The following is a 3,647-nucleotide window of genomic DNA, read 5'->3' as shown; positions in this document are numbered from 1 at the left end:
AAGTTAGCTCACTCATTAGGCACCGGGATCTCGACCGATGCCCTTGAGAGCCTTCAACCCAGTCAGCTCCTTCCGGTGGGCGCGGGGCATGACTATCGTCGCCGCACTTATGACTGTCTTCTTTATCATGCAACTCGTAGGACAGGTGCCGGCAGCGCTCTGGGTCATTTTCGGCGAGGACCGCTTTCGCTGGAGCGCGACGATGATCGGCCTGTCGCTTGCGGTATTCGGAATCTTGCACGCCCTCGCTCAAGCCTTCGTCACTGGTCCCGCCACCAAACGTTTCGGCGAGAAGCAGGCCATTATCGCCGGCATGGCGGCCCCACGGGTGCGCATGATCGTGCTCCTGTCGTTGAGGACCCGGCTAGGCTGGCGGGGTTGCCTTACTGGTTAGCAGAATGAATCACCGATACGCGAGCGAACGTGAAGCGACTGCTGCTGCAAAACGTCTGCGACCTGAGCAACAACATGAATGGTCTTCGGTTTCCGTGTTTCGTAAAGTCTGGAAACGCGGAAGTCAGCGCCCTGCACCATTATGTTCCGGATCTGCATCGCAGGATGCTGCTGGCTACCCTGTGGAACACCTACATCTGTATTAACGAAGCGCTGGCATTGACCCTGAGTGATTTTTCTCTGGTCCCGCCGCATCCATACCGCCAGTTGTTTACCCTCACAACGTTCCAGTAACCGGGCATGTTCATCATCAGTAACCCGTATCGTGAGCATCCTCTCTCGTTTCATCGGTATCATTACCCCCATGAACAGAAATCCCCCTTACACGGAGGCATCAGTGACCAAACAGGAAAAAACCGCCCTTAACATGGCCCGCTTTATCAGAAGCCAGACATTAACGCTTCTGGAGAAACTCAACGAGCTGGACGCGGATGAACAGGCAGACATCTGTGAATCGCTTCACGACCACGCTGATGAGCTTTACCGCAGCTGCCTCGCGCGTTTCGGTGATGACGGTGAAAACCTCTGACACATGCAGCTCCCGGAGACGGTCACAGCTTGTCTGTAAGCGGATGCCGGGAGCAGACAAGCCCGTCAGGGCGCGTCAGCGGGTGTTGGCGGGTGTCGGGGCGCAGCCATGACCCAGTCACGTAGCGATAGCGGAGTGTATACTGGCTTAACTATGCGGCATCAGAGCAGATTGTACTGAGAGTGCACCATTGCGGTGTGAAATACCGCACAGATGCGTAAGGAGAAAATACCGCATCAGGAAATTGTAAGCGTTAATATTTTGTTAAAATTCGCGTTAAATTTTTGTTAAATCAGCTCATTTTTTAACCAATAGGCCGAAATCGGCAAAATCCCTTATAAATCAAAAGAATAGACCGAGATAGGGTTGAGTGTTGTTCCAGTTTGGAACAAGAGTCCACTATTAAAGAACGTGGACTCCAACGTCAAAGGGCGAAAAACCGTCTATCAGGGCGATGGCCCACTACGTGAACCATCACCCTAATCAAGTTTTTTGGGGTCGAGGTGCCGTAAAGCACTAAATCGGAACCCTAAAGGGAGCCCCCGATTTAGAGCTTGACGGGGAAAGCCGGCGAACGTGGCGAGAAAGGAAGGGAAGAAAGCGAAAGGAGCGGGCGCTAGGGCGCTGGCAAGTGTAGCGGTCACGCTGCGCGTAACCACCACACCCGCCGCGCTTAATGCGCCGCTACAGGGCGCGTCCCATTCGCCAATCCGGATATAGTTCCTCCTTTCAGCAAAAAACCCCTCAAGACCCGTTTAGAGGCCCCAAGGGGTTATGCTAGTTATTGCTCAGCGGTGGCAGCAGCCAACTCAGCTTCCTTTCGGGCTTTGTTAGCAGCCGGATCTCAGTGGTGGTGGTGGTGGTGCTCGAGTTATGAGGCGGCAGGACGAACGGCGGTATCAGACGCCTTCGCACCAGCTTCTACTTCTGCCTCGGCTTCAGGTGCTGGCTCAGCGAGACGGTCCAAACGGGGCGGATGTACCGGGGCGGTTTCTTCACCCAGCGTGGTGGCTGCGATAAGGTCACACGCATCCGCGTTGGAATAGGGATGCATGGTACCCGCACGGACGTCGCGGTGTGCACGCTCGTACACCGATCCTGGGCGCAACGCGGGGGTTCCAATAATACGGATCACGCGATCCACAATTTCGACCGCGTTGTTGGTTCCAACGTTCTTGGTCAAGACGGCGCGGGCCATACCTTGTTGGATTGTCAACGCGTTCCAGAGCCCGTTGCCCATTACTTCGCCCGCAGTGCGCTCAATTAACGCACGACTCGTCTCGATCAATTCCTCGCACGCAGCGATCTCCGCACGGATGTACGGGCGATCTTCCCATCCGCGCGAACGAACGTCACGAACGCATGTTTCGAATGCACCGACCGCAACACCTAAATAAACCGCTGCGAATGTAGGCATCGCCCATCCCCATACGGTCTGTAAGAGTGAACCATCAAGACTACCGACGGGGTACGATGTCAGTACATTTTCCTCGGGTACCATAACATCACGGAGCTCGATGTTCTCCGAACGTGTTGCACGGAGTCCGGAAGTATTCCACGTTCCCTCAAGCACGCGCACGCCTGGAGAATCGGCGGGAATGCGGAACACCAGCACGTGGGGGCCGTCCGGGTGCTCACGGTACTCAGCCATGCTGGTCATGTGAGTCATCACGGCAGAGCCTGTCCCGAATGTCTTATCACCCGTTACCAGGTACCCACCCTCAACTTTGCGCGCCTTCGCGCCAGTAGTACGGACCAGGGCGTGCCCTGGTTCAGCGGTGGCACCCATTAAGATCACGCGTCCCTCGACGATCTCAGTTAAGGTCTTACGAGCGCGCTCATCCCCGGTCGTACGCCAGGCACGCGCCATCTGGCCCGCCATACTCAAATGCATATTAACCGCCAGGGCCGTGGATGCACAACCGGCAGCGAGACGTTCCTGGGCTACTGCCATGTCCGCTAATGTGCCGCCCAGGCCGCCTAATTCGCGCGGAACAGTTAAGGCCAGATACCCTGCGGCGCGGAGTTCATCAATGTTACGAAAGGGGAATGCCGCGGTGCGGTCATGCTCGGCTGCACGCTCGCGAAACACTGCAGCCATATCCTCAGCAAGTTCAACGTAACGCTGACGAGCTGGGCGCGTAATGAGCAGGTGCATATGGCTGCCGCGCGGCACCAGGCCGCTGCTGTGATGATGATGATGATGGCTGCTGCCCATGGTATATCTCCTTCTTAAAGTTAAACAAAATTATTTCTAGAGGGGAATTGTTATCCGCTCACAATTCCCCTATAGTGAGTCGTATTAATTTCGCGGGATCGAGATCTCGATCCTCTACGCCGGACGCATCGTGGCCGGCATCACCGGCGCCACAGGTGCGGTTGCTGGCGCCTATATCGCCGACATCACCGATGGGGAAGATCGGGCTCGCCACTTCGGGCTCATGAGCGCTTGTTTCGGCGTGGGTATGGTGGCAGGCCCCGTGGCCGGGGGACTGTTGGGCGCCATCTCCTTGCATGCACCATTCCTTGCGGCGGCGGTGCTCAACGGCCTCAACCTACTACTGGGCTGCTTCCTAATGCAGGAGTCGCATAAGGGAGAGCGTCGAGATCCCGGACACCATCGAATGGCGCAAAACCTTTCGCGGTATGGCATGATAGCGCCCGG

3 protein-coding genes and 2 pseudogenes are annotated in these 3,647 nt (G+C 56.4%); 3 read left to right on the top strand and 2 right to left on the bottom strand.

The window, feature by feature from the left end; translation table 11 throughout:
* Nucleotides 1–31: 31 nt before the first annotated feature.
* Nucleotides 32–373, top strand: a pseudogene (locus AB0M56_RS50385) (hypothetical protein); the annotation flags it as partial.
* 17 nt (nucleotides 374–390) lie between these two features.
* Here the strand turns inward: AB0M56_RS50385 and AB0M56_RS50380 are convergent.
* Nucleotides 391–726 (bottom strand): hypothetical protein, encoded by a 336-nt coding sequence (locus tag AB0M56_RS50380; RefSeq protein ID WP_081450183.1) that lies wholly within the window; start codon nucleotides 724–726, stop codon nucleotides 391–393.
* A gap of 64 nt (nucleotides 727–790) precedes the next feature.
* On the opposite strand from AB0M56_RS50380, the gene AB0M56_RS50375 reads away from it, so the two are divergent.
* Nucleotides 791–982: a Rop family plasmid primer RNA-binding protein gene (locus tag AB0M56_RS50375; RefSeq protein WP_000165985.1), complete on the top strand. Its 192-nt coding sequence runs from the start codon at nucleotides 791–793 to the stop codon at nucleotides 980–982.
* Between the two features lie 871 nt (nucleotides 983–1,853).
* Here AB0M56_RS50375 and AB0M56_RS50370 read toward each other — a convergent pair.
* Nucleotides 1,854–3,200: an acyl-CoA dehydrogenase family protein gene (locus tag AB0M56_RS50370; RefSeq protein WP_364190746.1), complete on the bottom strand. Its 1,347-nt coding sequence runs from the start codon at nucleotides 3,198–3,200 to the stop codon at nucleotides 1,854–1,856.
* Between the two features lie 109 nt (nucleotides 3,201–3,309).
* Between AB0M56_RS50370 and AB0M56_RS50365 the strand changes: the two are divergent.
* Nucleotides 3,310–3,647, top strand: a pseudogene (locus AB0M56_RS50365) (MFS transporter); the annotation flags it as partial.

The organism is Amycolatopsis sp. NPDC051372, assembly GCF_040682095.1.
GTDB lineage: Bacteria > Actinomycetota > Actinomycetes > Mycobacteriales > Pseudonocardiaceae > Amycolatopsis.
Note: the sequence above shows the minus strand (reverse complement) of the source record. Positions and strands in the feature narration are given on the sequence as shown.

Coding starts and splice junctions, on each gene's coding strand:
- AB0M56_RS50380 (WP_081450183.1), bottom strand. CDS start 726: ATGCTCACGATACGGGTTACTGATGATGAACATGCCCGGTTACTGGAA.
- AB0M56_RS50370 (WP_364190746.1), bottom strand. CDS start 3,200: ATGGGCAGCAGCCATCATCATCATCATCACAGCAGCGGCCTGGTGCCG.